Source organism: Comamonas humi (assembly GCF_054782535.1).
This window is the reverse complement of the sequence record NZ_BAAGSH010000016.1, coordinates 245,875-269,010: the sequence shown is the minus strand read 5'-3', so window position 1 is coordinate 269,010 and position 23,136 is coordinate 245,875. Positions and strand designations below refer to the sequence as shown.

General features: G+C 68.9%; 18 protein-coding genes. 10 read left to right on the top strand and 8 right to left on the bottom strand.

The window, feature by feature from the left end:
- Positions 1–97 precede the first annotated feature (97 nt).
- The 3 genes from ACYVKR_RS17100 to radA all read right to left on the bottom strand — a co-directional run bounded on the left by ACYVKR_RS17100 (position 98) and on the right by radA (position 4,815).
- A complete protein-coding gene (locus tag ACYVKR_RS17100) occupies positions 98–508 on the bottom strand; it encodes a DUF1801 domain-containing protein (protein ID WP_460482143.1) in 411 nt (136 codons plus the stop codon).
- Positions 509–605: 97 nt separating this feature from the next.
- Entirely contained in the window at positions 606–3,134 is a 2,529-nt protein-coding gene (locus ACYVKR_RS17095; protein WP_460482142.1) for an Ig-like domain repeat protein, read from the bottom strand.
- Positions 3,135–3,429: 295 nt separating this feature from the next.
- Positions 3,430–4,815 (bottom strand): DNA repair protein RadA, encoded by a 1,386-nt coding sequence (gene radA, locus ACYVKR_RS17090; protein ID WP_460482141.1) that lies wholly within the window; start codon positions 4,813–4,815, stop codon positions 3,430–3,432.
- Between the two features lie 179 nt (positions 4,816–4,994).
- Here radA and ACYVKR_RS17085 point away from each other — a divergent pair, with 179 nt between their 5' ends.
- Entirely contained in the window at positions 4,995–5,621 is a 627-nt protein-coding gene (locus ACYVKR_RS17085) for a glutathione S-transferase family protein (protein WP_460482140.1), read from the top strand.
- On the opposite strand, the gene ACYVKR_RS17080 is transcribed toward ACYVKR_RS17085, so the two are convergent.
- From ACYVKR_RS17080 to metE, 3 genes are all read right to left on the bottom strand, one after another.
- Positions 5,611–6,432 (bottom strand): substrate-binding domain-containing protein, encoded by an 822-nt coding sequence (locus ACYVKR_RS17080; RefSeq protein ID WP_460482139.1) that lies wholly within the window; start codon positions 6,430–6,432, stop codon positions 5,611–5,613. The two genes, ACYVKR_RS17085 and ACYVKR_RS17080, sit on opposite strands and share 11 nt — an antisense overlap.
- 176 nt (positions 6,433–6,608) lie before the next feature.
- On the bottom strand, positions 6,609–8,195 hold the full coding sequence (locus tag ACYVKR_RS17075) for an ABC transporter substrate-binding protein (RefSeq protein WP_460482138.1): 1,587 nt from the start codon (positions 8,193–8,195) through the stop codon (positions 6,609–6,611).
- A gap of 118 nt (positions 8,196–8,313) precedes the next feature.
- Entirely contained in the window at positions 8,314–10,635 is a 2,322-nt protein-coding gene (gene metE / locus ACYVKR_RS17070) for a 5-methyltetrahydropteroyltriglutamate--homocysteine S-methyltransferase (protein WP_460482137.1), read from the bottom strand.
- 101 nt (positions 10,636–10,736) lie between these two features.
- Here metE and ACYVKR_RS17065 point away from each other — a divergent pair, with 101 nt between their 5' ends.
- Positions 10,737–11,624 carry a LysR family transcriptional regulator gene (locus tag ACYVKR_RS17065; protein WP_460482136.1) on the top strand — a complete coding sequence of 296 codons (888 nt, stop codon included), beginning with the start codon at positions 10,737–10,739 and terminating at the stop codon, positions 11,622–11,624.
- Between the two features lie 95 nt (positions 11,625–11,719).
- Here ACYVKR_RS17065 and ACYVKR_RS17060 read toward each other — a convergent pair whose 3' ends face one another.
- The gene (locus ACYVKR_RS17060) at positions 11,720–13,483 is read right to left on the bottom strand and encodes a cobaltochelatase CobT-related protein (RefSeq protein ID WP_460482135.1); all 1,764 of its coding nucleotides are present in this window, start codon (positions 13,481–13,483) and stop codon (positions 11,720–11,722) included.
- Between the two features lies 1 nt (position 13,484).
- Positions 13,485–14,483, bottom strand: coding sequence for an AAA family ATPase (locus tag ACYVKR_RS17055; protein WP_460482134.1), 999 nt, complete (start codon positions 14,481–14,483; stop codon positions 13,485–13,487).
- A gap of 187 nt (positions 14,484–14,670) precedes the next feature.
- Here ACYVKR_RS17055 and ACYVKR_RS17050 point away from each other — a divergent pair, with 187 nt between their 5' ends.
- The 8 genes from ACYVKR_RS17050 (at position 14,671) to ACYVKR_RS17015 (ending at position 23,132) form a co-directional block, all read left to right on the top strand.
- Complete coding sequence (locus ACYVKR_RS17050; RefSeq protein WP_460482133.1) at positions 14,671–15,714, top strand: YeiH family protein; 1,044 nt, start codon at positions 14,671–14,673, stop codon at positions 15,712–15,714.
- 193 nt (positions 15,715–15,907) lie between these two features.
- The gene (locus ACYVKR_RS17045) at positions 15,908–17,476 is read left to right on the top strand and encodes an aminotransferase-like domain-containing protein (protein WP_460482132.1); all 1,569 of its coding nucleotides are present in this window, start codon (positions 15,908–15,910) and stop codon (positions 17,474–17,476) included.
- A gap of 163 nt (positions 17,477–17,639) precedes the next feature.
- Positions 17,640–18,038, top strand: a complete 399-nt coding sequence (locus ACYVKR_RS17040; protein WP_460482131.1) for a nuclear transport factor 2 family protein — start codon at positions 17,640–17,642, stop codon at positions 18,036–18,038.
- 39 nt (positions 18,039–18,077) lie between these two features.
- Positions 18,078–19,508 (top strand): NAD(P)/FAD-dependent oxidoreductase, encoded by a 1,431-nt coding sequence (locus ACYVKR_RS17035; RefSeq protein WP_460482130.1) that lies wholly within the window; start codon positions 18,078–18,080, stop codon positions 19,506–19,508.
- Between the two features lie 66 nt (positions 19,509–19,574).
- Complete coding sequence (tauA, locus tag ACYVKR_RS17030) at positions 19,575–20,582, top strand: taurine ABC transporter substrate-binding protein (protein ID WP_460482129.1); 1,008 nt, start codon at positions 19,575–19,577, stop codon at positions 20,580–20,582.
- Between the two features lie 81 nt (positions 20,583–20,663).
- Positions 20,664–21,443, top strand: coding sequence for a taurine ABC transporter ATP-binding protein (locus ACYVKR_RS17025; protein ID WP_460482128.1), 780 nt, complete (start codon positions 20,664–20,666; stop codon positions 21,441–21,443).
- Between the two features lies 1 nt (position 21,444).
- Positions 21,445–22,299, top strand: a complete 855-nt coding sequence (locus ACYVKR_RS17020; RefSeq protein ID WP_460482127.1) for an ABC transporter permease — start codon at positions 21,445–21,447, stop codon at positions 22,297–22,299.
- A gap of 143 nt (positions 22,300–22,442) precedes the next feature.
- Complete coding sequence (locus ACYVKR_RS17015) at positions 22,443–23,132, top strand: response regulator (RefSeq protein WP_460482126.1); 690 nt, start codon at positions 22,443–22,445, stop codon at positions 23,130–23,132.
- The last annotated feature ends 4 nt before the right edge of the window (positions 23,133–23,136 follow it).

The window sequence follows — 23,136 nt, the reverse complement described above, 5'->3', positions numbered from 1 at the left end:
ATCGCCCAAAGGGCTTCAGATATGAAAATATCTGAAGCCCTTTTCTTTTGAGCGCCAGGCGCTATCAATAGGGGACTGCCACCGGCCGGCTGTTCGCCTACTTCGAACGCTTCGCCTTCGCCTTGGAGGCATTCAGCGCCACCGCCGCCCGCACCAGCACCTGGAAGGCCGCCGCGTCGACTTCCTCGCCCTCGCGGATATCGATCGCGCGCCGGGTGTTGCCGTCCAGGCTGGCATTGAAGAGCCCGGCCGGGTCGTCCAGCGCGGCGCCGTGGGCGAAGGTCAGCTTCACCACCGCTTTATAGGTCTCGCCGGTGCATAGGATGCCGCCGTGCGACCAGACCGGCGTGCCGCGCCACTTCCACTCCTCCACCACCTGCGGCTCGGCCTCGTGGATCAGCGCGCGCATGCGCCGCAACGTAGCGCCGCGCCAGTCGCCCAGTTCGGCGATGCGCTCGTCGATCAGCGCGGAGGCCGCAGGTCCGGTTTCGGGATTCGATGCTTGCATGGGTGTCTCCTGGAGCGCCGATGGTAGGCGCTGGCAGCGCCGGGGTCCACCCCACCCGGCCACTCAGCAACCTGTCCGCCGTCGAACGGACACCGAATCATCGGCCCGTCACGGGCGGTCGCTGCCGATGTATCGCTGCCCTCAGCCCGGCCAGCAGGGCCCCAAGCAGCGCCAGCATCCATACGGACCGGGCCGGCACCGGCACCGGCACCACCAAGGCCGCATCGACGTCCTGCCTTGCGGTGACGCTGGCCACCGCTGCGCCGGCGTTTCCCGAGTAACGCGCGGTGAGCGTGTGGCTGCCCTGCGCCAATGTCGACGTCACCAAGCTTGCCGTGCCATCGGCGTCCAGCGGCACGGTGCCGAGCACGGTCGAGCCATCGCTGAAAGTCACGCTGCCGGTGAGCATAGCCGCCGCCTTGGCGCTTTCGCCCGCGCCGCTTGCCGCTGGCAGCAGCGTAACGGTGGCGATCAGGTTGACTGGCTCTCCCACTCTGGAAGGATTGGGCGAGTTCGCCAGCGTGATGGCCGTTGGGCGGGTGCCCACCGCCAGCGCGGCGCTCGCGTTGCTGGATGTGAAGTTGGTGTCGCCCGAATAGGTGGCGGTCAGCGGCTGGTTGCCGGCGGCGCTCGGGGTCAAGGCGCAACTGGTGGCGGGCAGGGTGATCGTGCAGGTGTCGCCTGCGCCCACGCCGCCATCTCTGATCGTGATCGTGCCGGTCGGCGTGCCGCCGCCGGGGGCAAGGACTGCGACTGCTGCGCTCACGTCCACCGTTTGCCCGAGCACGATGGCGGCCGGCGGGCCGAGGCTCGTCGTGGTTGCGGCTTGACCCACCGTCACATCCGCCGTCGCGGACGTGGCGTTGTAGCTGTCATCCGCGGCCTTGGTCGCAGTCACGGTGCAGGTGCCTACACCCGTGCCGGTGAGCGTGCTGCCGGTGATTGCGCAGAACGCGTTGCCTGCGGTCACCGCATAGCTCACCGCGCCGGTGCCTGAGCCGCCGGTCGTACTCAGCGCGCTGGTGGCGTTGAAGACGATGCTGGCTGGCGTGGCGATGGCCGTGAGCGCAGCCTGATTGGCTGGAACCACCTCGACTGCGCCGACGTCACAGGCCGCGCCTTGCGGGCGGGCGATGCCGCGCTGGTCGATGGCGCTCGAACACGGCTCCGCATTGATCGCAATGCTGCCCGCCTGCGGGATCATCACATCGGCCATCCCGCCAGTCAGCGTTGCGGGCAAGGCGGAAAGCAGCAGGGTGTCGGCCGCCGAGCCGACGCGGTTGCCCGCGCCGCCGCCGGTGCTGCTGCCGCCGTGGATGGCGGCGGTCCTCACATCGTTGACCCCGGCGGTGCTATTGGCGGCGATGGAGTGGTTCATCGTCAGTCTGGCATTGCCTGAGGTGGTGCAGGTGTTGCCCCCGGCACTGCACGCGGCGGCGGAGTCCCCCAGGCTGTAAATCGCGCCACCATCGGCAGTGCCGCCGCTACCGCTCGCGCCTGCGGCGACGTTGTTGCCGAACAGGGTGACGAAATCCAGGGTTAGCGTACCCGCATAGTTGAAGATGGCGCCGCCGTAGCCCGATCCGCGATCGGCAGGTATGTACCCGTTTGCGCCACCGTTGGCGGTGTTCGCGGTCAGCGTGACGTTGGTCAGCGTGACGGTGCCCGCATCGTTGAAGATGGCCCCGCCCATGCCGGCACCCGCGCCACCGTACCCAGTGGCCGTGCCTCCGGGGTTGCCGCCGCCGAAGCCAGGGATGCCATAGGGGCTGCCTGGCCCCGCGCCGCCGCCGAAGCCACCGTTTCCACCGGCACCGGGCGTGCCGGGGCTACCGACGTAACCGCCCCAACCGCCGCCGCCGCCGAAACCGCCATTGCCGCCATTGCCGCCATTACCGCTCCCGGAGACGAGAACCAAGCCGCCCCAACCGCCGCCGCCGCCGAGACCGCCATTTCCCCCCGCACCGCCGTCGGCATTGGCAACAACACTGTGCGCGCCCGCTGCTCCACCATTCGGGCCACCGCCGCTTCCGGAGGAGTTTGCACCGACGCCGCCGCCGCCATTCCCGGCAGCGGACGCGCCACCTTGACCGCCCAAGGCTGTATTGCCAGTCAAGGTGCAGCGATCCAGCACCAGTGTGCCCCGATTGAAGATCGCGCCGCCAGCACCGAGCGCGCCGCCGCCGCTGGAGGCGTACCCGCCTTCGGCGTACCCGTTGCTCAGGGTCACGCCGCGCAGCGTCAGGCTGCTGCCCACCCCCACGTCGAACAGGCGGAACTTGGCCGTGCCCGCGACGCTGGATCGCGCGATGACGACGCCTTGCGTCAAGCCATTGGCCGTGGCATCGATGGTCAGCGTCTGGCTGCCCGTGATGAAAAACGCCGAGGGGCCGAACTGCGTGCTGCCCGCGGAGAGATCGTTGCTGAACGTCGTCAGGCTGATGGTCGTACCGTCGAGCGCGGGGGCGAACACGATGGTGTCGCCGCTGGCCGCCGCCGCAATCTGCGCACGCAGCGAGCCTGCGCCGCTGTCGTTGCCGTTGGTGACGACGAGCGTCGCCGCCCAGGCAGGCACGGCGGTGGCGAGCAGCAGGACGAGCGCGAGGCGGCCGAGGCGTTCACGCATGCGGCGTAGCGTGAACGGTGCGTTCGATGCCAGCGACCTGACAACACCGGGAGTGAACATGCGGCCCCCTGAAATATTTGTAAACGAGGGTATCTTAGCGCAATGAGTGTTTCAAATGCGATAGAAAAATCAGCTATCACGACGCCCACCAAACCTGGAGCCGGAGTGAGCCAGTGGTTCCGGAGCCTCCTCTCTGGGTGGCGTGAAATTGACGCGGCGCTGGAGGCGACAAGCGAACAGTCTCCAGTCGATGCCCTGCTGTAGGCAGCGCGCCCTCAAGGTTCCGTCAAGCCCCTCAATCCAGCCCGCGCACCACCTGCATGGCCTCGTCCACCCGCTCGACCGGGTGGATGGTCAGGCCCTCGATGGGCTTCTTGGGCGCATTGGCCTTGGGCACCACGGCGACGGTGAAGCCGAGCTTGGCGGCCTCCTTCAGCCGCTCCTGGCCGCGCGGCGCGGGGCGCACCTCGCCGGCCAGGCCCACTTCGCCGAAGGCGATGAAGCCCTTGGGCAGCGCCTTGCCGCGCAGGCTGCTGGTGATGGACAGCATCACCGCCAGGTCGGCCGCCGGCTCGCTGATGCGCACGCCGCCCACGGCGTTGACGAACACGTCCTGGTCGGCGCAGGCCACGCCGGCGTGGCGGTGCAGCACGGCCAGCAGCATGGCCAGGCGGTCGCGGTCCAGGCCCACCGACAGGCGGCGCGGGCTGGGGCCGCCGGCATCGACCAGGGCCTGCACCTCGACCAGCAGCGGCCGCGAGCCCTCCAGCGTAACCAGCACGCAGCTGCCGGGCACCGGCTCGGCATGCTGGCTCAGGAAGATCGCGCTGGGGTTGGAGACGCCCTTGAGGCCCTTCTCCGTCATCGCGAACACGCCGATCTCGTTGACCGCGCCGAAGCGGTTCTTGATCGCGCGCACCAGGCGGAAGCTGCTGTGCGTGTCGCCCTCGAAGTAGAGCACCGTGTCCACCATGTGCTCGAGCACGCGCGGGCCGGCCAGCGCGCCCTCCTTGGTCACGTGGCCCACCAGCACCACGGCGATGCCGGTGCTCTTGGCCATGCGCGTGAGATGGGCCGCGCACTCGCGCACCTGGGCCACCGAGCCGGGCGCGGAGCTGAGCTGGTCGGAGTACATGGTCTGGATCGAGTCGATCACCACCACCGCCGGCTGCATGCTCTCGCTGGTGGCGAGGATCTTCTCAAGCTGGATCTCGGCCAGCACGTTGACCTGGCTGCCCTCGATACCCAGGCGCCGCGAGCGCAGCGCCACCTGCGCGCCGCTTTCCTCGCCGGTCACGTACAGCGCCGGCAGGCCCTGGCGCTGCAGCGCGTCCACCGCCTGCAGCAGCAGCGTCGATTTGCCGATGCCCGGGTCGCCGCCGATCAGCACCACGCCGCCCTCGACCACGCCGCCGCCGAGCACGCGGTCCAGCTCGTCGATGCCGCAGGGCGTGCGCGCCACGTCGGTGGCCTCGATCGCGGCCAGCGGCACCACCGCCTGCGCCTGCCCCGCGTAGCCGGCGTAGCTGGCCTGGCTCAGCCGGTTCTTGCCGCCGCCCGCGGGCTCGGAGAGCGACTCGATCAGCGTGTTCCAGGCCCCGCAGGATGGGCATTTGCCCAGCCAGCGCGGGCTGGTGCCGCCGCATTCGGAGCAGGTGTAGATGGTTTTTTCCTTGGCCATGGACAGATCGAGCGGGCGCGGGGCGCCGGATGCAAAGCGGCTATGGTACCCGCCGCGACTGCGGCCGCCGGGCGGGCGTGCCACAATCCATGGCGGTACGCCAGACTATCAATTTTCATAGCTGCTCGCGCTCATACCCATTGGCCCAGAGGCCGATTTCATTCGAAAGGAGCTTCCGCATGACCGCCCCGACCACCACGCTGTACTACGTGCCAGGCACCTGCGCCCAGGCCGTGCTGATCGCACTGCACGAGGCCGGCGCCGACTTCGCGCTGAAGACGCTGGACTTCGCCGCCGGCGAGCAGCGCAGCCCCGCCTACCTGGCGGTCAACCCCAAGGGCCGCGTGCCCGCGCTGGTCACGCCGCGCGGCGTGCTGACCGAGGTGCCCGCGCTGCTGCTGTATGTGGCGCAGACCTATCCGCAGGCCCGGCTCGCGCCGCTGGATGATCCCTTCGCGCTGGCGCAGATGCAGGAGTTCAACGCCTACCTGGCCTCGACCGCGCACATTGCCCACGCGCACCGCCCGCGCGCCGCGCGCTGGGCCGACGACGAGGCCGCCCAGGCCGCGATGCGCGCCAAGGTGCCGCAGAACATGCGCGAGTGCTTCGGCGTGATCGAGCAGCACTACCTCGGCGACGGCCCCTGGGTGCTGGGCGAGCAGTACAGCACGGCCGACGGCTACCTCTACACCGTGGCCAGCTGGCTCAAGAGCGACGGCGTGGACATCGCCGAGTTCCCCCGCGTGGCCGCGCACAGCGCCCGCATGCGCGAGCGGGCGGCGGTGCAAAAGCTCGCTACGGCTTAGGCGCGATCACCTCCAGCCCCGTCTTCTCGACCACCGGCCGCGCCGCGGCCGACTGGTAGAAGCGCAGCAACTCGCGCGCGCCCTCGGGGTTCTTCGCCCCGGTGGCAATGCCGGCCGAGAACACCGCGTAGCTCTGCACCGAATCGGGCAGACGCCCCACGAAGGTGATGCCGGGGATCGGCAGCAGCTCGCTCACCTGCTGCATGCCCACCACCGCATCGCCGCGCGCCACGATGGTGCCCACGCGGTCGCCCACCACCTTCTTGCTCTTGGGCAGCACCTGGGCCTCGATGCCGAGCTGCTTGAGCATCTTCGTTTCGTAGAAGGTGCCGCTGGCGCTGGCCGAGTAGGCGATCGACGGCGCCGCGAGCAGCACCTGTTTGAACTTGGCCTCGGTGCTGATGTCGGGCACCGGCGCGCCCGCGCGCACCGCGAGGCCGATGGACGAGCGCACCAGGTCTACCTCGCTGCCGGGCCGCACCTGGCCCTGGGCCACGAGCTTGTCGAGCGCGCCGCGCTCCAACACCACCACGTCGATGGGCTCGCCGCGCTGCAGCCGGTTCGGGATGGAGGTGGTCGATGCGCCCATCGACGAGCCGTAGGCCGACTCGACCTTGCCGCCGGTCTGCTTTTCGAACAGCGGGAACAGCTGCTGGTGCGCCTCGGCAAAGCCGCCCGAAGTCACCAGGCGAATTGGCGTGGCCAGCGCCGGATTGGGCGGCGCGGCAGTCTGGGTGGCGCAGCCGGCCAGCACGGCGGCGGCGGCCAGCAGCAGCGCGCGGCGCGGCAAGGTGGGGAAGCTGGGTTGCATGCGTGTGTCTCCTCGCAGGGGTTGGAAGCTTGCTGTAGCGAGAATACCTGCGGGATGCCCATCATAAAAAAATGAGCTGCCAGCGCTCGTCTGGCATGGGATTCAGAGTTATTTGACTTTGAAATCACCAGCCATCAAGCGCCAGCAGCTCATTTTTTGATAGAGCCTGGCCCTGCTCAATTCACCTTCAGCGCGCGCCAGTCGATGTAGTTGTCGGCGCGGGTCGGGATCTGCACTTGCTTGGTGGCGGCCCAAGGCGTGATCAGATTGAACAGCGGGATGTGGGAGATGGCCTCGTGGTCGCGCAGCAGCACCTTCTCGATCAGCTGGTTGCGCACCTTGAGGTCGGTCTCCTTCTTGATGCGCTCGATCATCGCATCCTGCTGCGGGTCGGAGAAGCGGCCCAGGTTGAAGTTGCCGTCGCCTCCCGCCCCGGGGCTGCGGATCAGCGCCTGCAGGCTGTAGTAGGCGTCGAAGGTGGGCACCGACCAGCCCAGCAGGTAGATGCTGGCCTCGTTGCGCTGGATCATCGGGAAGTAGGTGGCGAACGGCAGCGTGCGCAGCCTGGCCTTCACGCCCAACTTGGCCCACTGCGCGGCGATGGACTGGCACAGCGCCTCGTCGCCGGGGTAGCGGCCGGCGCTGCAGGCGAAATCGACCTCGAAGCCGTCGGCATAGCCAGCGTCGGCCAGCAGCTTCTTGGCGGCATCGGGCGCATAGGGCAGGCGCGCATCGGCCTGTTTCGTCCAGCCGTTCACATGGTGGGCGATCAGCGTGCCGGTGGGCTGGGCCAGGCCGCGCATGGCCACGCGCTGGATCGCGGCAATATCGATGGACTGGTACAGCGCGCGGCGCACGCGCTGGTCCTTGAGCGGGTTCTTGCCCTTGATGTTGGAGCCGGGCAGTTCGTCGCGGAACTGGTCCATGCCGAGGAACATGGTGCGGTCGGCCGCGGCCTCGAGCACCTGCAGCCGCGGCTGCTGGCGGATGCGCGGCAGGTCGTTCATGTTCGGGTCGATGATGAAGTCGATCTCGCCCGACAGCAGCGCCGCGGTGCGCGTGGCGTCGGACTTGAGCGGCGTGTACACCACCTCGGTCACGTTGCCGCCGAACCGGCCCTTGCCCCACCACTGCGGGTTCTGCTCCAGCACCAGGCGCGAGTCCTGCGACCACGACTTGAGCACGAAGGGCCCGGTGCCCAGCGCGTGGCGGTGGGCGTAGGGCTCGTCCTTGGACTTGATGTCCTTGGGCTGCAGCGACTGGTGCTGCTCGGCCCAGGGCTTGCTCATGATGCGCAGCTCGGTGAGCTGGTTGACCAGCACCGGGTTGGGGATGTCGGAGAAGATGTCGACGGTGCCGAGGTTGACGACCTCGACGCGGTCTATGCCCTGGGTGTAGACCACGAAGCCCGAGGTCTTGGCCTTGGCCCGCTCGAGCGAGAACTTCACGTCGTCGGCGGTGAGCGGCGAGCCGTCGCTGAATTTGACGCCGGGGCGCAGCGTGACGCGCAGCTGCGTGGGGCTGATGCGCTGCCATTGGCTGGCCAGCGACGGCTCTGGCTTGAGCGTCTGGCTGTTGTACTCGACCAGGGCCTCGTAGACCGCGCGGTGCAGCGAGTTGTTCACCCCCACGTTCTGCGCGTGGATGTCCCACGACGACATGTCGGCAGCGCGCGACCAGCGGAAAGTGGCGGCGCCGCCGGTCAGCGGCAATGCCGCGGCGAGCGCCAGCAGCGGCAGGGCAAGGCGGGGCGTCAAACGCATGGCTTCTCCTCCAGGATCATGAATCTATGCAACCAAACCCGCGACTATCGCAGAAGCGCGCGCCGCCGCGAACGATTTTTTGGTTGGTTGGATATGCTCCTTCGCGCCCCAACCTTCCTCATGCGGTTTCGCGCAGCTCCTTGGCCGCCTGCACCATGTGCGCCAGCGCCGGCAGCACCTCGGCCCACTGGCGGGTCTTGAGGCCGCAATCGGGGTTGACCCACAGGCGCTCGGCGGGGATGCGCCCGGCGGCCTTCCTCATCAGCTGCACGATGTGCTCGCGCGTCGGGATGTTGGGCGAGTGGATATCGTAGACGCCGGGGCCGATCTGGTTCGGGTAGTCGAAGTGGTCGAAGGCAGCTAGCAGCTCCATGTCCGAGCGCGAGGTCTCGATGGTGATGACGTCGGCATCCATGTCCGCAATCGACGCGATGATGTCGTTGAACTCCGAATAGCACATGTGGGTGTGGATCTGGGTCTCGTCGCGCACGCCGTTGGCGCTGATGCGAAAGCACTCCACGGCCCAGTCGAGGTAGCTTTTCCACTGCGAGCGGCGCAGCGGCAGGCCCTCGCGCAGCGCGGCCTCGTCGATCTGGATCACGCGCACGCCGGCCTGCTCCAGGTCGAGCACCTCGTCGCGGATCGCCAGCGCGAGCTGCCGGCACGACGCGGCGCGCGGCTGGTCGTCGCGCACGAAGGACCAGTTCAGCAGCGTGACCGGGCCGGTGAGCATGCCCTTCATCGGCTTGCCGGTGAGCGACTGCGCGTAGACGGTCCACTCCACCGTCATCGCCTGGGTGCCCTGGTTCTGGCGGCGGATGTCGCCGAACAGGATGGGCGGCTTGACGCAGCGCGAGCCATAGCTCTGCACCCAGCCGAACTGGCTGAAGGCATAGCCGTCGAGCTGCTCGCCGAAGTACTCGACCATGTCGTTGCGCTCGGCCTCGCCATGCACCAGCACATCGAGGCCCAGCGCCTCTTGCTCGCGCACGCTGCGCGCGATCTCGGCGCGCATCGCGGCCTGGTAGCCGCGCTGGTCCAGCCGGCCGGCCTTGAACTCGCTGCGCGCATGGCGGATGTCGGCCGTCTGCGGGAAGGAGCCAATCGTCGTCGTGGGGTACAGCGGCAGCTGCAGCTGCGCGGCCTGCTTGCGGGCGCGCTCGGCATAGGCGCTCTCGCGCCGGCCGAGCCGGGCATCGATGCGCGCCACCGCCGCCTGCACCGCCGGGTTGTGCACGCGCGGCGAGCTGCGGCGCGCCGCCAGCGCGGCAGCGTTGGCGGCCAGCTCCTGCTGCACCGCCTCACGGCCTTCGCGCAGCGCCCGGCCGAGCACGCGCAGCTCATCGAGCTTCTGCAGCGCAAAGGCCAGCCAGGACTTCACCTCGGCATCCAACTGCTGCTCGATCTCCAGGTCGACCGGCACGTGCAGCAGCGAGCACGAGGGCGCGATCCACAGCCGATCGCCCAGGCGCACGGCCAGCGGCTCCAGCCAGGCGAGCACGGCGGCGAGGTCGGTCTTCCAGATGTTGCGGCCGCTGACCACGCCCAGCGACAGCACCTTGTGCGCCGGCAGCAGGCCGAGCAGGGGCAGCACCTCGACCTCGCCCTGCACCGCGTCGATGTGCAGGCCGGCCACCGGCAGGTTGGCGGCGAGGTACTGGTTTTCGTGCAGCGGGCCGAAATAGGTGGCCAGCAGGATCTTCACGCGGCTGCTCTTGAGGTGGTGGTAGGCGGTGTTGAAGGCGTGCTGCCAGTCCGCATCCAGCTCGGTGACGAGGATGGGCTCGTCGACCTGCACCCACTCCACGCCCTGCGCGGCCAGCAGTTCGAGCAGCTCGGCGTAGACCGGCAGCAGGCGCTCCAGCAGCGCCAGCTTGTCCGAGCCGTCCTTGGCCTTGCCGATGGAGAGATACGTCAGCGGGCCGATCAGCACCGGCTTGGCCTTCACGCCTTGCGCCTGCGCCTCGGCCAGCTGCGCCAGCAGGCGCGAGGCGTCGAGCTGGAAAGCGGTGCCGGCGTTGAACTCGGGCACGATGTAGTGGTAGTTGGTGTCGAACCACTTGGTCATCTCGCCGGCCTGCACGCCGTCGCCGGCGTGCTTTCCATGGTTTGCGCCACCGCAGCAGTCGTCATGCGCGGCCGAACGGCCTCGCGCCACGCGGAAGTAATTGTCCAGCGCATCGCCATGGAAGCCCTGTACGCGCCCGGGCAGGTTACCGAGCAGGAAGCTGGTGTCCAGCACCTGGTCGTAGAACGAGAAATCGCCGACGGGCACGAGGTCGAGCCCCTGCTGGTCGGCCCAGTGGCGCTGGCGCAGCTCGGCGCCCAGCGCCTGCAGTTGCTCGCGCGACGAGGCGCCGCGCCAGTAGGCCTCGAGCGCGAACTTGAGTTCGCGCCGGGCGCCGATGCGGGGAAAGCCGAGGTTGTGGATGACGGTCATGGTGTGCCTTCGAAAAACGGGGAATCGCGGCATCGTAGGCAAGCCAACCCATGAAGTAAAATGGTTTTATCTCACGTATCCATTAGTTCTATTCATACACCATGCTCGAGCGCATCCATCTCGCCATCGTGCAGCAGGTCGAACAGCAGGGCTCGCTGACGGCCGCCGCCGAGGTGCTGTGCGTCACCCAGTCGGCGCTGAGCCACAGCATGAAGAAGCTGGAGCAGCAGCTGGGCACGGCCATCTGGCTGCGCGAGGGCCGCAGCCTGCGGCTGACGCAGGCCGGCCAGTACCTGCTGGCGGTGGCGAGTCGCGTGCTGCCGCAGCTCGACCTGGCCGAGGAGCGGCTGCGCCAGTTTGCCGATGGCGCGCGCGGCAGCCTGCGCATCGGCATGGAGTGCCACCCCTGCTACCAGTGGCTGCTGAAGGTGGTGTCGCCCTACCTCGCGGCCTGGCCCGACGTGGATGTGGACGTGAAGCAGAAATTCCAGTTCGGCGGCATTGGCGCGCTGTTCGGCTACGAGATCGACGTGCTGGTCACGCCCGATCCGCTGTTCAAGCCCGGCCTGCATTTCGAGCCGGTGTTCGACTACGAGCAGGTGCTGGTGGTGGCCGGCAGCCACCCGCTGGCGGGCGCGGCCTACGCCAGGCCGCAGCAGCTGGCGCGCGAGGTGCTCATCACCTACCCGGTGGCCACCGACCGGCTGGACATCTACAACCAGTTCCTGCTGCCCGCGGGCGTGGGCCCGAAGCGCCACAAGACCATCGAGACCACGGACATCATGCTGCAGATGGTGGCCAGCGGCCGCGGCGTGGCGGCGCTGCCGCGCTGGCTGGTGCAGGAATACGCCGCGCGCATGGACGTGGTGCCCGTGCGCCTGGGGCCGCGCGGCATCGCCAAGCAGATCCACCTGGGCGTGCGCGAGGCTGACCTGGCGACAGATTACCTGCAGGCCTTCATCGCGCAGGCGCGCACGCCGGCTGTATAAAAACAATAGCTGCTAGCGCTTATTGTTATTGGTTTTTCAATGGAAAACCCATTGAAAACCAAGAATGACGAGCGCCAGAAGCTCTCTTTTTTGAATCAGCGCCGGCGCGCGCCCTGGCGCATGAGCCGCATCAGCGAGGCCAGCGTGCGCGTCTTGAGCAGCGCATCCGGCTCCACCGGCAGGTTGACCGGGTAGAACGGCGACAGGTCGAGCGCGATGCCGATGCCGATGATGTCCACGCCGCCGCGCTCCTGCTGCGCCACCACGTCGCGCAGGTGGTGCTCGAGGTAGTTCGGCGCGTTGAGCTGGTGGGTGGCGGTCTCGGTCGGGCAGCCGTCGGACATGACCAGCAGCACGCGCCGCGCCGCGCCCTCGCGGTGCAGGCGCTCGCAGGCCCACTCGATGGCCTCGCCGTCCAGCCCTTCCTTGTAGAGATCGGCCTTGAGCAGTGACGCAAGCTCGCGCCGGGCCCGCCGCGCGCGCATGCCGGCGGGCTGCAGCACGAGGTGCAGCCGATCGGCCACGCGGCCCGGATCGGCGCCGGCGCGCTTTTTCTGCCACAGCGCGCGCGCCTTGCCGCCGTTCCAGCTCGACGTGGTGAAGCCCAGCACCTCGAACGGCACCTGGGCCAGCTCGGCCATGCGGCCCAGCACCATGGCGAACAGCGCCACCTGCTCGGCGTGCGCCTTCATCGAGCCCGAGCAGTCGATCAGCAGCGTGAGCGCGGCGTCCACCTTGGCCTGCTCGGCCTCGATCTTGAACAGCCGCGTCTCGTGCGGCGAGGTCACGATGCGCGGCAGCTGCCGGCCGTCGATGCGGCCCGCCTCCTGGTCGAACAGCCAGCCGTCGCGCTCGGGGCGCTGCAGCGTCAGCGCCAGCTCGCGCGCCAGGCGGCGCACCGGCGGCTGCCAGTGGCGCAGGCTGTCCTCCAGCTTCAGCAGGTTCTCGTCGAGCACGGCCGCGCGCACCAGCTCCGAGGCCACGCGCTCCTGGTCGAACTGCGGCGTGAACACGCGGTAGCGGTCGGCATCGGCGGGCAGCAGGCGCTGCGCACCAGCCGGCGCCAGCGGCAGCGCGTCGTCGTCCTTGGGCGAGGGATCGAACCAGAGGTAGAACGACGAAGACCAGCTGCCGACGCGGCGCGACTCACGCTCGCCCGCGCCCTGCGCCGCCTCGGTGGCCAGCGCGGCCACCGCATTCGCCAGCGCCGCCGAGGCCGGGGCGAAGCGCGCCGGCTCGTTCAGGTGCCGGCTCATCGCGTAGAGCGGCCCGCCCAGCAGCTCGGCCAGGCCGGCGCGCGTGCTCTCCATGGTGTCCTGCAGCTGCTCCTCGGGCGCGGTGCGCGACAGGCGCGACCACACCGACACGCTGACCGAGAACAGCAGCAGGCCCAGGCGGGTCTCGATCAGCGGCGAGTCGTGGTAGCGCCGGCTCCAGTCCTCGAAATGGCGGCGCAGGTTGTGCGCGCTGCCGGGCAGGGTCTCGGGCGCCAGCGCCTCGACGCGCAGGTGCTCAAACCATTCGTAGAGCATGCGCGCCAGCACGGCGCCGCAGGCCGGGTCGGGCGCATGCAGCGCATGGGCCTCGCGGTCGCCCAGGCGCTCGCGCAGCGCCAGGCTGTCGGCGATGGCGCGGTAGGTGAGCAGGCCGTCTTCCTCGCCGCCATGCAGGTGCGGCGGCATCCAGGCCATGGGCTCGCCGCCGCGCCAGGCGTGCGGCGCGCGAAAGCCCAGCGCCGGATTGCCGGCCAGCGCGCGCAAGGCGGCGGCGGTGAGGTGGTCGAGCTTCTGCTGGCGGCGCGCGCGGGCCGGCGGGCTGAGCGGCGGGGGCGATGCCGCAGCGGTGGTGGGCGCGTCCATGTCAGGCGGCCGCCGGCTGGCGCCCACTGTGGGGGCCGTGCGCGCAGGACTCGGCCAGCTCGGCATCGAAGCAGCGCTGGAAATACTCGGCCACGAGGATGCGCTCCTCGTCCTCGCACTTGTTGAGGTAGGTCAGGCGGAAGGCCTGGGCCACGTCCTGGAAGAAGCGCAGGTTCTCGGCCCAGGTGATGACGGTGCGCGGCGTCATCAGCGTGGACACGTCGCCCGCCGCGAAGCCCGCGCGGGTGAGCGCGGCCAGCGCGATCATGCGCTGCACCGTCAGGCGCCCGCGCTCGTCGCCCAGCTCGGGCACGTGCGCCAGCACGATGCGCTCCTCCACCTCGGGCTGGAGGTACGAGAGCTGCACCACCAGGCTCCAGCGGTCGAGCTGCGCCTGGTTGAGCCGCTGCACGCCGTGGTACAGGCCCGTGGTGTTGCCCAGGCCTACGGTGTTGGCCGTGGCGAAGATGCGGAACTGCGGGTGCGGCTGCAGCACGCGGTTCTGCTCGAGCAGCGTGAACTGGCCGTCCTTTTCGAGCAGGCGCTGGATCACGAACATCACGTCGGGCCGGCCGGCGTCGTACTCGTCGAACAGCAGCGCCATCGGCTGGCGCAGCGCCCAGGGCACGATGCCGTCCTGGAAGCGGGTGACCTGCTGGCCCTCGTCGAGCACGATGCTGTCCTTGCCGACCAGGTCCATGCGGCTGATGTGGCCGTCGAGGTTGACCCGCACGCAGGGCCAGTTCAGCCGCGCCGCCACCTGCTCGATGTGGGTGGACTTGCCGGTGCCGTGCAGCCCCTGGATGAGCACGCGGCGGTTGTGCTCGAAGCCCGCCAGCAGGGCCAGCGTGACCTCGGGGTCGAACTGGTAGTCCGGGTCGCGCGCCGGGGTGAGGTCGCTGGGCTCGGCCAGCGCATGGACTTTCAGCGAGGAGGCGAAGCCGAACACTTCATCCACACGGACGAGTTGCACGGGCGAGAGGCTGGCGGGGGCGGTCATGGCAGGGGCCGGGCGTAACCGGTGTGGCGTCGACAAAAAGGGCGCCTCCCACGGAGAGGCGTCTTTGATTTTAAAAAAACGAGACAAAAAAGTCCAATAAATGTATTATTCAGCCCATCGATGCGTGGTTGACGCCCGCCTTCGCCCGCTTCCCCCTCCGTCCCCCCCGCACTTCACGAGGCCCCGCATGCCCAGTTCCACCGCCGCACCATCGCCCCAGCCCACCCGGATGCAGGGGTGGTCCGCCCTGGTTCCCGGCCTGATGCTGGCCATCGTCGTGGCGCTGGCGGCCACCTTCGTGTCCGAGCACTACGGCGGCCCCAAATTCCTCTATGCGCTGCTGATGGGCGTGGCCTTCCACTTCCTGTCCGACAACGAGCGCTGCCGCGACGGGGTGGAGTTCGCGGCCAAGAAGCTGGTGCGCTTCGGCGTGGCCCTGCTGGGCTGCAAGATCGTGATGGCGGACGTCGCGGACCTGGGGCTGGCCGGCATCAGCGCACTGGCCGGCGCCGTGATGCTGACCATCGCGTTCGGCCTGGTCATGGCGCGCGCGCTGGGCCTGCCCTTCAAGCTCGGCCTGCTGTCGGGCGGCGCCACCGGCATCTGCGGCATCTCGGCGGCCATGGCCATCTCGTCGACCATGGTGCAGGACGAGGAGAATGAGCGCTACACGCTGATGACCGCGATCGGCATCGCCAGCCTGTCGACCACGGCGATGGTGCTCTACCCGCTGTGGGTCAAGACCATGGGCCTGTCGCCCGCGCAGGCGGGCCTGTTCCTCGGCGGCTCCATCCACGACGTGGCGCAGGTGGTGGGCGCGGGCAACATCGTCTCGCCCGAGGTGGCCAAGCTGGCGACGCTGGCGAAGATGTTCCGCGTGGCCATGCTGGTGCCGGTGGTGCTGGTGCTTGCGCTATATTTCCGCGCCGACGTGGCGGCCTCGATGGCCCATGGCGGCCATGCGGCCAAGCGCCAGCCGGTGCTGCCCTTCTTCCTGGTGGCCTTCATCCTGCTGGTGATCGCTAACAGCATGGGCTGGGTGCCGCCGGCGGTGCAGCACGCGGCCAACGAGACCTCGAGCTGGGCGCTGGTGATCTCGATCGCCGCACTGGGCGTCAAGACCTCGTTCGAAAAGATCGTGCAGCTGGGCTGGCAGCCCATTGCCCTGCTCATCAGCGAGACGGTGTTCATCGCCGTGTTCATGGCGCTGGTGGCATGGCTACTGAGGTGAGGCACCCCCTGAGCGGCTGCGCCGCTTCCCCCTCTCTCGCTTCGCGGGAGGGGGACGGCACCCTCGGTGCGGGGCGGCCCTTCCTCGGTGCCCGCACATGGGGCTGCGCCAGTTTCATGGAACATGGGCTGCGTTCGGCGAGGTGGAACAACTGAGATGGGGAGTCCCCTGCGAAGCGCCAAGGAGAACTGAAATGACGGAACATGGCAAGGTCGATGGTGCATTGTGGGCGGCCTTGTGGGCGCCCTACCGCGACCCCTCGCAATCGCTGCAGACGCAGGTGCGCCGCATGCTGGTGGCGGCCATGCTGGACGGTATGCTGCCGCCCTCCACCTACCTGCCCTCCACGCGCGACCTGTCGCGCGCGCTGCAGGTGTCGCGCAACACCGTCATCATCGTCTACCAGCAGCTGGTGGACGAGGGCTACCTGTGCGCCGAGCCGCGCATGGGCTACTGGGTGGCCGAGACGCTGCCCGGCAAGGGCGCCGCGGCCCCGGCAGGGCCCACCGCTGCGCCTGCCGCGCCGGCCGCCCCCCACGACCCCCAGCCGGAGCCCGTCTGCATCGAGCCGGACTGGGACAAGCGCATCCGCTTTCGGCCCAGCACGCAGCGCAACATCGAGAAGCGCAGCAACTGGCGCAACTACCGCTACCCTTTTCTGTACGGCCAGTTCGACGCCCGCCTGTTCCCGCTGGCGGACTGGCGCCTGTGCTGCCTGCGCACGCTGAACCTGCTCGAATCCTCCGAGTGGGGGCAGGACATGCTGCTGCGCGACGACCCGGCGCTGATCCAGCAGATCCGCACCCGGCTGCTGACCATGCGCGGCATCCACGCGCAGGAGGACGAGATCATCGTCACCGTGGGCTCGCAGCAGGGCCTGTACCTGCTGGCCGACCTGCTGATGGAGCCGGGCGTGTGCGTGGGCATGGAAGACCCGGGCTACCCCGATGCGCGCAACATCTTCGTGCAGCGCCGCGTGCACCTCACCGGCCTGGCGGTCGACGAGGAAGGCGTGGTGGTGAACAACCGCATGCGCGGCCAGCAGTACGTGTACGTCACGCCCAGCCACCAGTGCCCCACGTCGGTGACGCTGAGCATGCCGCGGCGCCAGGCCTTGCTGGCCATGGCGCGCGAGTCCGACTTCGTGGTGATCGAGGACGACTACGAGACCGAGGACGGCTGGGCCGGCGAATCGATACCCGCGCTCAAGAGCATGGACCGGGACGGCCGCGTGATCTACATCGGCAGCATGTCCAAGAGCCTCGCGCCGGGCCTGCGCATCGGCTACGTGGTGGCGCCGGCCGAGCTGGTGCGCGCCCTGCGCGGGCTGCGGCGGCTCAACATCCGCCACCCGAACGCCTACGGCCAGCGCTCGCTGGCGCTGTTCATCGGGCTGGGGCACCACAACACCCTGCTGCGCAAGCTGGCGGCCGAGCACGCGCTGCGCGCCACCGCCCTCAAGGAGGCCATGCAGCGCCACCTGCCCGACTGGCGCGCCAGTACCGTGAGCGGCGGCTCGGCGCTGTGGGTGCAGGGGCCGCCGGGCCTGGATGCGCGCCGGCTCAGCGAGGTGGCCGAGCACCACGGCGTGCTGATCGAGCCGGGCGACGTGTTCTTCATGAACCAGCTCGAAGGCCACCAGAGCGCCGACCACGCGCGCTTCTTCCGCATGGGCTTCACCTGCATCAGCGTGGCCGACATCGAGCCGGGCGTGCAGGCCTTGCGCGCCGCCTACCTCGAGCTGCAGCGGGCCGGCAGCTAGGCTTTCTTCCGCGGGGCGGCCCCCGGGCGGGCCATGGTTTACCAGCAGGCCGCGCAGGTGGTACCAAAAATTGAAGATGGCTGGACCTAAGCGTATTGCGGGCAAAGGCATACGCTGACATCCAGATCATTTTCATCCACCTCCGCACGGAAGGACCTGCTACATGTCATCGAACCAATCCCCCGAAATCCAGATGCTGGTGGCCTTCAACCAGGCCTGGAACGACCACGACATCGAGGCGCTGATGGGCTTCATGGCCGACGACTGCTCGTTCCACGCCGTGGGCGGCCCCGACCTGCTGGGCCTGACCTACACCGGCCGCGACGAGGTGCGCAAGGGCTTCGAGGCCGCCTGGCTCAACTTCCCCGACGCGCAATGGCTGGACGGCGACCACTTCGTCTCCGGCAACCGCGGCGTCTCCGAGTCCACCTTCGTGGGCACCGCCAAGGACGGCAGCCGGGTCGAGGCCCGCATGGTGGACGTGTTCACGTTCCACAACGGCAAGATCGCGATCAAGAACGCGTTCCGCAAGAACCGTCCCGCCCAGCCCGCTGCCAAGTAAGGCCTCGCCGTCCCGCTCCCCAGCCCAGAAAGCACCGCGATGCCCGACAACACCACCTTCCCATCCCTGGCCACGCCGGCCCGGGATCGCTACGACCCCGGCTACGACCCGCTGGTGGACACCTCCCCCGGCCACGGCCGCGACTATGCCCCGACCTACTGGATCGGCACCGCCGGCGAGCCGCCGCCGGACGACGGCCCGGTGCAGGGCGACATGGATGCCGACGTGGTCATCATCGGCTCGGGCTTCACCGGCCTGAACGCCGCCATCGCGCTGGCCCGCGACCACGGCATCAAGGCCGTCGTGCTGGAGGCCAACCGCGCCGCCTGGGGCTGCAGCACCCGCAACGGCGGCCAGGCCCAGTGCGCATCGGGCCGGCTGTCGCGCTCGCAGTGGATCGCCCGCTGGGGCATGGACACCGCCCAGCGCATGCACCAGGAGTGCGTGGATGCGATGGAGTACTTCAAGCAGATGACCGCCGACATCGACTGCGAGCAGCAGCCCGGCGGCCACTGGTACCTCGCGCACAAGCCCAGCGTCATGCCCAAGCTCGAAAAAGAGGCCAAGCTGCTACGCGAGACCTTCAACTACGACGCCAAGATCTACGACGCCGCCACCGTGCGCCGCGACTGGGTGAACGACCATGAATGCGCCGGCGCCATGCACGAGCCCGAGGGCATAGGCATCCACGCCGCCAAGCTGGCCTTCGGCTACCTGCGCAAGGCCCGCGCCCTGGGCGCGCGGGTGCATCCGGCAAGCCCCGTCATCGGCTGGGAGACCAGGAACGGCATCCACTACCTCAAGACCCCCGGCGGCACCGTGCGGGCGCGCGCCGTGGGCGTGGCCACCGGCGGCTACACCTCGCAGACGCTGCACAAGGAGCTGAAGAACCGCCTGCTGCCCATCCTGTCGAACTCGATCGCCACGCGGCCGCTGACCGAGGCCGAGATCCGCGAGGCTGGCATCCACACCACGCAGTTCTTCACCGACACCCGCGTGCTGCGCCACTACTACCGGCTGATGCCCGACCGCACGCTGCAGATCGGCAGCCGCAGCGCCATCACCGGCCGCGCCGCGCCCGACCCGCACTACCAGGACATGCTGGAGCGCGACCTGGTGCGCAAGTTCCCCTCGCTCAAGGACGTCGAGATCAAGTACTCGTACTGGGGCTGGGTGGACGTGAGCCACGACATGATGCCGCGCATCGTGCAGCCCGACAGCAAGCAGTCCATCTACTACGCGCTGGGCTACGGCGGCAACGGCGTCATGTACTCGGCCCAGGCCGGCCGGCGCCTGGCCATGCTGATCGCCGGCAAGCCCGATGGCGCCTTCGACCTGCCCATCTTCCAGGACCGCCTGCCCTTCCCCAACGTGCGCGAGATGGTGACCTCGGAGGTCTTCGCCCCGTTCCGCCGCTTCGGGCAGCGCTTCCTCTACAAGTGGTACTACCTGAAAGACGAGGTGCTATGACCGCCAGGCCCTGAAGGCCGCCCGTTCCCCTTTCCCGCATTCATATATCTACATCAGGAGACAAACATGGGATCGACCAAACGCAATGCATTGAAGGCCCTCGCGGCCGCAGCCGCCATCGCCCTGACCGGCGCCGCCTACGCCCAATCCAAGACCGTGACCTTCGCGCACCAGGACATGCAAGTGCCGCTGCGCCTGGTCATGGAGTCCGGCGAGGTGGAGAAGGCCACCGGCTACAAGATCAACTGGCGCATGTTCTCGGGCGGCGGCGACGTCATCCGCGCCATGAGCTCGGGCGACGTGCAGATGGGCGAAGTGGGCTCCAGCCCGCTCACCGCCGCCGCCAGCCAGGGGCAGGACATCAAGATGTTCTGGGTCTCGGCCGACATCGCGGACGCCGAGGCGCTGGTGTCGCGCAACGGCACCAACGTCAACTCCATCAAGGACCTGGTGGGCAAGCGCGTGGGCGTGCCCTTCGTCTCGACCGCGCACTACCAGCTGATCGCGGCGATGAACAAGGAAGGCGTGGACGCCCGCAAGGTCGACGTGCTGAACATGCGCCCGCCGGAAGTGGCCGCGGCCTGGGAGCGCGGCGACATCGACGCCACCTTCATCTGGGACCCGGTGCTGGCCAAGATCAAGGCCAAGGGCAAGGTCATCGCCACCTCGGGCAGCATCGGCGCCATGGGCTTCCCCACCTTCGAGGCCATCGCCGTCAACGCCAAGTGGGCCGCCGAGAACGAGGCCTTCATGGTGGCCTTCGTGAAGGCGCTGAACCGCGCCAGCGCCCAGGTGCGCGACAACCTGGCCCAGTGGACGCCCGACTCGCCCGAGATCAAGGCCGTGGCCAAGTGGACGCGCGCCGACCCCAAGGACGTGCCGGCCGCCATGTCGCTGTACCGCTTCCCGAGCGCCGAGGACCAGCTGGGCGCCAACTGGCTGGGCGGCGGCGTGGCCCAGGCCATGGGCAACACCGCGGTGTTCCTCAAGTCGCAGGGGCGCATCCAGGAAGCCAAGCCCAGCTACGCCGGCAACGTGACCGACGTGTACGTGCGCAAGGCCCTGGGCAAGTAAGGCCCCGGAACGTGTTCAAAGTGGGCGGGGCCTGGCGCCCCGCCTCTCGATCCCCATCACCTTGGAGAGGAGGGTAGCCCCGTGCCTCAACTGGAAATCCGCGACCTCACGGTCAACTACGAAGTCAAGGGGGGCACGCTGCAGGCGCTCGCCCCGGTCAACATGGTCATGCAGAGCGGCGACTTCGTCGTCGCCCTGGGTGCCTCGGGCTGCGGCAAGACCACGCTGCTCAACTGCATGGCGGGCTTCCTCGCCCCGTCCACCGGTGCCATCCTGCTCGACGGCCAGCCCGTGAGCGGCCCCGGCGCCGACCGCGGCGTGGTGTTCCAGAAGCATGCGCTCATGCCCTGGCTCAACGTGCGCGACAACGTGGCGCTTGGCCTGCGCCTGCAAGGCATGGACAAGGCCCAGCGCCTGCAGATCGCCGAGGAAAAGCTCGGCCTGGTGGGCCTGCAGAAGTATGCGCAGCGCGCCGTGTACGAACTCTCGGGCGGCATGCAGCAGCGCGTGGGCATTGCGCGCGCGCTGGCCAACGACCCGGCGCTGCTGCTGATGGACGAGCCCATGGGCGCGCTCGACGCCTTCACCCGCGAGCAGGTGCAGGAGATCCTGCTCAAGGCCTGGAAGGCCACGCAGAAGATGGTGTTCTTCATCACCCACTCGGTGGAGGAAGCCCTGTTCCTCGCCACCCGGCTGGTGGTGATGAGCCCCAGCCCCGGGCGCGTTTCGCACGTCTACGAAGACCTGCCGTTCTCGCACGAATTCCTCGAAAGCAACGACGCGCGCGCCGTCAAGTCGCGCCCCGACTTCATTCGCCTGCGCGAGGAAGTGCTGGGCCTGATCCACCACCGGGAGAAGTGACATGGCAACCACGACCACGACAACCGCCGCTGCTGCGCCAGCGCCGGCCCCGACCGGCCCCGTCAAGACCAGCAAGTTCAAGGTACCGGGCGAAGGCTCCAGCCTCACCATCAGCATCGTCACCGTCTCCGCACTGATCGCGCTGTGGTTCGCCGCCACCAACCTGGGGTGGATCAAGCCGCTGTTCCTGCCCAGCCCGCAGGCGGTGTTCCAGCAGTTCTACGAGTACCTCACCGGCCAGACCAACGACAAGCCGCTGTGGCAGCACTTCTCGGCCAGCCTGCTGCGCGTGACGGGGGCCTTCTGGCTGGCCTTCTTCACCGCCGTGCCGCTGGGCATCGCGATGGGCATGTCGCGCGTGGTGCGCGGCATCTTCGATCCGCCGATCGAGTTCTACCGCCCGCTGCCGCCGCTGGCCTACCTGCCGCTGATCATCATCTGGTTCGGCATCGACGAGCTGCCCAAGATCCTGCTGATCTACCTGAGCTGCTTCGCGCCACTGGCCCTGGCCGCCCGCGCCGGCATGCGCAGCGCCGCGCAGGAGCAGATCAACGCCGCCTACTCGATGGGCGCGAGCTACTGGCAGGTGATCCACCACGTCATCCTGCCGGCGGCCATGCCCGACATCCTGATCGGCATGCGCATCGCCATCGGCTTCGGCTGGACCACCCTGGTGGCCGCCGAGATGGTGGCGGCCAACGTCGGCCTGGGGCAGATGGTGCTGAACGCGTCGAACTTCCTGCGCACCGACATCGTCATCATGGGCATCGTCGTCATCGGCGTGGTGGCCTATGCCTTCGACCTGTTCATGCGCTGGGTGGAAAAGAAGCTGGTGCCGTGGAAGGGCCGGATGTGAACCTGCACCGCCGATAGCCCGCCTGTCGGCAGCCACCCGAACGGCGCCACCCGGCGCCGTTTTTGCGTGCAGCGGCCGGCCCTCTCGGCCGCGACGGGGAAAGTAGCTCCTAGAATCGCCCCATAGGATTCAAGGAGACACCCATGCGCATCCTGATAGCCGAAGACGACCAGGTGCTGGCCGATGGACTGCTGCGCAGCCTGCGCGGCTCGGGCGCGGTGGTGGACCATGTGGCCAGCGGCTCCGAGGCCGACGCCGCGCTGATGACCAACACCGAGCTAGACCTGCTCATCCTCGACCTGGGCCTGCCCAAGCTGCACGGGCTGGAGGTGCTCAAGCGGCTGCGCTCGCGCGGCTCCAGCCTGCCGGTGCTGATCCTCACCGCCGCCGAAAGCATCGAGGAGCGCGTGCAGGGCCTGGACCTGGGCGCCGACGACTACATGGCCAAGCCCTTCGCGCTGTCCGAGCTGGAAGCGCGCGTGCGCGCCCTCACGCGGCGCGGCATGGGCGCCACCAGCAGCACCATCCGCCACGGCCCGCTGGTCTACGACCAGGCCGGCCGCGTGGCCAGCATCGACGGCAAGATGCTTGAGCTGTCGGCGCGCGAGCTGGGCCTGCTCGAGGTGCTGCTGCAACGCGCCGGCCGGCTGGTGAGCAAGGACCAGCTGGTGGAGCGCCTGTGCGAATGGGGCGAGGAAGTGAGCACCAACGCCATCGAGGTCTACATCCACCGCCTGCGCAAGAAGATCGAGAAAGGCCCCATCCGCATCGCCACCGTGCGCGGCCTGGGCTACTGCCTCGAGCGCATAGAGCGCATCGAGCCCACCGCCTAGCCCC

Coding starts and splice junctions, on each gene's coding strand:
- metE (WP_460482137.1), bottom strand. CDS start 10,635: ATGACCGTCATCCACAACCTCGGCTTTCCCCGCATCGGCGCCCGGCGC.
- ACYVKR_RS17075 (WP_460482138.1), bottom strand. CDS start 8,195: ATGCGTTTGACGCCCCGCCTTGCCCTGCCGCTGCTGGCGCTCGCCGCG.
- ACYVKR_RS17040 (WP_460482131.1), top strand. CDS start 17,640: ATGTCATCGAACCAATCCCCCGAAATCCAGATGCTGGTGGCCTTCAAC.
- ACYVKR_RS17080 (WP_460482139.1), bottom strand. CDS start 6,432: ATGCAACCCAGCTTCCCCACCTTGCCGCGCCGCGCGCTGCTGCTGGCC.
- ACYVKR_RS17060 (WP_460482135.1), bottom strand. CDS start 13,483: ATGGACGCGCCCACCACCGCTGCGGCATCGCCCCCGCCGCTCAGCCCG.
- ACYVKR_RS17065 (WP_460482136.1), top strand. CDS start 10,737: ATGCTCGAGCGCATCCATCTCGCCATCGTGCAGCAGGTCGAACAGCAG.
- ACYVKR_RS17055 (WP_460482134.1), bottom strand. CDS start 14,483: ATGACCGCCCCCGCCAGCCTCTCGCCCGTGCAACTCGTCCGTGTGGAT.
- ACYVKR_RS17020 (WP_460482127.1), top strand. CDS start 21,445: ATGGCAACCACGACCACGACAACCGCCGCTGCTGCGCCAGCGCCGGCC.
- ACYVKR_RS17095 (WP_460482142.1), bottom strand. CDS start 3,134: ATGCGTGAACGCCTCGGCCGCCTCGCGCTCGTCCTGCTGCTCGCCACC.
- ACYVKR_RS17085 (WP_460482140.1), top strand. CDS start 4,995: ATGACCGCCCCGACCACCACGCTGTACTACGTGCCAGGCACCTGCGCC.
- ACYVKR_RS17100 (WP_460482143.1), bottom strand. CDS start 508: ATGCAAGCATCGAATCCCGAAACCGGACCTGCGGCCTCCGCGCTGATC.
- ACYVKR_RS17015 (WP_460482126.1), top strand. CDS start 22,443: ATGCGCATCCTGATAGCCGAAGACGACCAGGTGCTGGCCGATGGACTG.
- ACYVKR_RS17035 (WP_460482130.1), top strand. CDS start 18,078: ATGCCCGACAACACCACCTTCCCATCCCTGGCCACGCCGGCCCGGGAT.
- radA (WP_460482141.1), bottom strand. CDS start 4,815: ATGGCCAAGGAAAAAACCATCTACACCTGCTCCGAATGCGGCGGCACC.
- ACYVKR_RS17045 (WP_460482132.1), top strand. CDS start 15,908: ATGACGGAACATGGCAAGGTCGATGGTGCATTGTGGGCGGCCTTGTGG.
- tauA (WP_460482129.1), top strand. CDS start 19,575: ATGGGATCGACCAAACGCAATGCATTGAAGGCCCTCGCGGCCGCAGCC.
- ACYVKR_RS17050 (WP_460482133.1), top strand. CDS start 14,671: ATGCCCAGTTCCACCGCCGCACCATCGCCCCAGCCCACCCGGATGCAG.